General features: G+C 55.8%; 4 protein-coding genes. 1 reads left to right on the forward strand and 3 read right to left on the reverse strand.

The features are described 5' to 3' along the window. Window positions 1–248: 248 nt before the first annotated feature. Window positions 249–1,109 carry a sugar kinase gene (locus tag LKE08_RS03250; RefSeq protein ID WP_324702760.1) on the reverse strand — a complete coding sequence of 287 codons (861 nt, stop codon included), beginning with the start codon at window positions 1,107–1,109 and terminating at the stop codon, window positions 249–251. A 350-nt stretch (window positions 1,110–1,459) separates the two neighbouring features. Here LKE08_RS03250 and LKE08_RS03255 point away from each other — a divergent pair, with 350 nt between their 5' ends. Further along, entirely contained in the window at window positions 1,460–1,846 is a 387-nt protein-coding gene (locus LKE08_RS03255) for a hypothetical protein (RefSeq protein ID WP_324702761.1), read from the forward strand. A gap of 258 nt (window positions 1,847–2,104) precedes the next feature. Here the strand turns inward: LKE08_RS03255 and LKE08_RS03260 are convergent, their stop codons facing one another. Beyond that, window positions 2,105–2,662 (reverse strand): RNA 2'-phosphotransferase, encoded by a 558-nt coding sequence (locus tag LKE08_RS03260; RefSeq protein WP_324702762.1) that lies wholly within the window; start codon window positions 2,660–2,662, stop codon window positions 2,105–2,107. A gap of 37 nt (window positions 2,663–2,699) precedes the next feature. After that, window positions 2,700–3,152 carry a Fur family transcriptional regulator gene (locus LKE08_RS03265; RefSeq protein ID WP_324702763.1) on the reverse strand — a complete coding sequence of 151 codons (453 nt, stop codon included), beginning with the start codon at window positions 3,150–3,152 and terminating at the stop codon, window positions 2,700–2,702. Window positions 3,153–3,245: the final 93 nt, after the last annotated feature.

The raw sequence follows: 3,245 nt of genomic DNA on the forward strand, positions 1-3,245 counted from the left end.
TACAAGCCTAAAATCAGTCATTCAAACAGAGTACCAAATTTTGAGGATGCGATCGCCTCAATTATCAACTCTGTAGGAGCCCCTGGCTTGCGCCCTTTTTCATCTGGCGCCGGGCGAATATCAAATCAGGGCGTATGCCATACGCCCCTACAAAAATGCGATCGCACCCCCGCATCTCCCAACCGTGCTGCTATATTGGGTTGGGACAGATCCTCTCTCTGTGTTCCTCTGTGCCTCTGTGGTAAAATTCAATCACTTTCCATCCATTCCCGAGTCCCGAAATACCGGCAAGAATCGGACGCCACTTCCGCCGCCTTTCCCAGTGCCTCTTCCCAAGATTCCTGTAAAATAAAGTGACAGAAAGCACCGTGAAAAATATCCCCCGCACCCAGCGTATCCACCGGCGCGATTGGGGGAACCTCGATGTTATTATAAACCCCTCGATGATGGGACCCGATCGCACCTCCCCCGTGGGTGATCGCAATGTGGGGAATTCCCAAATTTTTCAGATATTCAAAAACCTCCGTTTCCGTTTGGCAATCTGGGGGATGAAAGTTGGCGGAACAGATGATATAATCGATGTCGGGCAACACCGTTTCAAATCCGGGTTTCCAGCTTCCCCCATCCACGACGACGGGGATATTTTTACCCTCGGCAAATCGGACGATTTCCCGACTCAACGCCATCTGATGTCCGTCGATTAAAATGATATCAATTCCTTCGATAATATCGGCGGAAATCGCGTCCGGCGACAGTTGGGATTGGGTGGCGTTGATGGAGACGACGGCCCGATCGCCCGTGTTTTCGGTGACGGTAATTGAAGAGACGGGAGGGGGTTCGCCGCGATCGCGATCCAAGTCCGTGACATTCACCCCCCACCGTTCCAAATCCGCCCAGATCAGTTGCGTGACGGGATGGCTTCCCACCCCCCCAAAAATTTCGGCGGAATTGCCCAAATGGGCGAAGGTGACGGCGGCGTTGGTGGCGGGTCCTCCGGCGGTGGCGGCGTAGTGGGTGGCGACCACCTTTTGGTTGCGATCGGGGTATTTTTCCACCCCATAAATAAAGTCCAGGGTAATCAATCCGACGAATAGCCCGCTGTGAGACATGGCACCCATTTTTCAGTCCGAACACCAGATAAAAGATAACATTTTTACAGACAAATTCGGTCGCGATCGCACCCCGGCCGATCCGCGATCGCGTCATTTTACCGCCGATATCGAAAATTTCACCCCCAAGGTAGGGGTCGCGGAGCCCCGATCGGATCTAACCTGAAATAGAACGGGCACTTTATAGCGCTGCGGGCGGTCCTCGAGAATCGGGAGTCGGGAGTCGGGAAAACTCAAAGCCCCTTTAAAGCGAGGTTTTGAAGTTTTCGGGGTTCCCTCGATTTGTTAACATACGAGCGCTCATTGCTATATTTATATTTGTCCGCGCGATCGCACAGATGGAGTCAAAAATGGTCAATTCCACAGACACTCAAAATCATCGGGTCGTCGCCGATATCAAGCCGGAAACCCACGCCAGATTGGTGGCTTTCATGGAAGAACGCAACATCGACCAATCCACGGCGATCGATTTCATTGTCAGCAACTATTTAAACGTCCCCCCACCCGCCGCCGTGAGAACCGGAAAAACGACCGCCAGTCCGTCCGCCGAGAGGGCCGTCCCCGGCAAAGAAGGCATCACCCAAGAACAACTGGTCGCAATCCTCAACTGCGACTCCGGACGCCTGACCCAAATCCGCGATTATCCCGTCGTCCTAACCGACTACACCCGCCAGAGAGATCCCCAGGGACGGGCGTGGGAATACAACTCCGACTCCGGCCTGTATTCTATCATTTAATTTCGGGGGAACCGCCCATGATTCGCATCGGCACTTCGGGGGGGGAGAATCACTCAAAGTCCCCATCCCCCCCTACCCCCCCTTTGTAAGGGGGGAGATCAAGGGGGATAATGGGGGATATCAACCCGCGATTACAGTCAGAGAAATCCCCCCCTACCCCCCCTTTGTAAGGGGGGAGATCAAGGGGGATAATGGGGGATCGAACCGTATCGCGGCAGATAGGCAACTGCTGTAATTAACCTCAATTCGATCTGGTTTTTAATCCAGGCGGCGGAGATACTCCGGTGGCACCGCGTCCACCAACCAAACTCCATTCGCCGAACAATAAAAAACGTACCCCGCCGCTGCCATCGCCGCCGTGTCGATCGCCAAAATGACCGGACGTCCGTGCCGCATCCCCACCCGCCGCGCCGTTTCCGCGTCCGCAGACAGGTGGACGTGGTGGCGAGACATTTTCAATAACCCCCACCTCAGAATCGACTCCAGCGACGGTTCCCCCGTGCCGTGGTAGAGAATTTCGGGGGGTTTCCGGGGCTCCAATTGCAAGTCCACCGGGACGCTGTGGCCCTGGTTGGCGCGGATCAGAGTCCCCGTCTCGTCGAAGGAAAACCGCCGCTTGTCGCTGTTCGCCACCACCGCCTCCAATTCGGCGCGACTGAGGGGAAATCGGTGCGCCTCGCAAGCCGCCACCAGGTCCTCCACCGCCACCCATCCGCCGGGGGACAGTTTCAACCCCAGGCGATCGGGTTGGTGTCGCAAATGCTTGCTGAGGTATTTGCTAATTTTGACGAGGCGTGATGGGGATAGCGCTTCCATTCACCACCAATCCTTTTGTCAGATGGATGGATCGATTTTATCCGTTTTCGGAGGAAGATTCCGCTTCTGCGGCGCAGTGCGAACAGAGTCCGTGTACCGTCACCTCGTAGCTTTCCGCTTTCCCACCCGATCGCAATCCGCTCAAGTCTAACCCCTGAAACTGTTCCCAGGGAATATCCGCGATCGCCGCGCAGTTGCGACACTGAAAGTGGTGGTGCGGCTTGACGTTGCCATCGTAGCGGGCTACCCCCCCGTCCAGGAGGACTTCCCGCACCAAACCGACTTCCTGGAGCACTTGCAGCGAACTGTAAACCGTAGCCTGGGACGACACCGGAATATCTTTGTTGAGATCCGTGAGAAGCTGATCCGCCGTGGGGTGGTCGGCGCGAGACAAGAGGTTGGCATAGATCGCGTAGCGCTGGGGGGTCACTTTCAACCCCTTCTCCTTCAGGCGCCCGATAATTTCTGATCGCTGCAATGAACTCGCCATCTCGGATGATTCTCTCACGTAGCCAGTTAAGGCGATAGCTGGTCAGCTACCTGAAGGGGAGGGCACGAAGCCCCCGTGCTTCAGCCGGGGGTG

Origin of the sequence: Lyngbya sp. CCY1209 (assembly GCF_035615495.1) — a bacterium.
GTDB lineage: Bacteria > Cyanobacteriota > Cyanobacteriia > Cyanobacteriales > Microcoleaceae > Limnospira.